The sequence below is a fragment of the Winogradskyella sp. ECml5-4 genome (assembly GCF_036903175.1).
Lineage (GTDB): Bacteria > Bacteroidota > Bacteroidia > Flavobacteriales > Flavobacteriaceae > Winogradskyella > Winogradskyella damuponensis.
This window is the reverse complement of record NZ_JAYJLF010000073.1, coordinates 1-915: the sequence shown is the minus strand read 5'-3', so window position 1 is coordinate 915 and position 915 is coordinate 1. Positions and strand designations below refer to the sequence as shown.

The window sequence follows — 915 nt, the reverse complement described above, 5'->3', positions numbered from 1 at the left end:
AACGTTTATGTATAAGAATAGTTGCGGGTTTGTATGCGAGGATTTTCCGAAGGAAAATCAGACGTTACAAACACGCAACGACCTTTTGATTAAGCACTAAACCGCAATTATTTTTATACTGTGTTGTGTGTAGTTTTTTTTATTCAAATTCAAGATTGATATCTGATTTTTTAGTCTTTAGTATAAAATTTTCTTTAGTTAGTGGTCCAATTACGCTGTCGCTCTTTTTTATAATTATAAAATACTCCAAAACTCCAGTATTTGTTTCCCAACTGATGAGTGGATCTCGCTTTGCAATAATGAACTCTGAATCAGCATGTACTTCTAAAACATCTCCACGAATTCTAATATTGCTGAATATATATTCTTTATTTGACTTATAAACTATTGCTTCTCCTTCTGGATAACCAACATCTATAGCTTCATATTTTGGAAGAAAGTAGTAACCATTGCCTAATTCTCGTTCGCTACAAGAGAAGCATATTACAGATACAAAGAATATATATATTGAAGCTTTTTTTAATTCAGTCATATTCATTTTTATGGAATTCCAATAATTTGTCTGTAAAAAGATTAATTTCTTTTTTCTCTTTTAGCTTAAAATCCGCAAACAATATCAGTCCAAAAAGAACAAACACAATCGGAAAAATCCAACTTCCTTTAATCAACGAAATTATTGAAATCAGAATTCCGAGTCCAAGTAAAACTTTCGCTAAAAAATTCATCGGTGATTTAAAGTCAAATTTCAAATCGTAATTTCCTGTGTCATTCAAAATTCCGATTAGTCTGTGATTATTTGGAAAATGATTCCGCATTAATTCAAACTTTTCAGTTCCGACATAACCATTATAAAACCCGTTCACAATTAGCTTGTTCAGAATCTTTAAGTTTTTATCGCTTTTGGTTATCGTTTGT

2 protein-coding genes are annotated in these 915 nt (G+C 30.5%); both read right to left on the bottom strand.

What is annotated here, in order from left to right:
* Positions 1–139: 139 nt before the first annotated feature.
* Positions 140–538: a hypothetical protein gene (locus tag VDP25_RS17700; RefSeq protein ID WP_334471978.1), complete on the bottom strand. Its 399-nt coding sequence runs from the start codon at positions 536–538 to the stop codon at positions 140–142.
* Positions 525–915, bottom strand: a 391-nt coding sequence (locus VDP25_RS17695) for a hypothetical protein (protein ID WP_334471976.1), incomplete at its 5' end; no start/stop codon positions are given. The genes VDP25_RS17700 and VDP25_RS17695, both read right to left, overlap by 14 nt.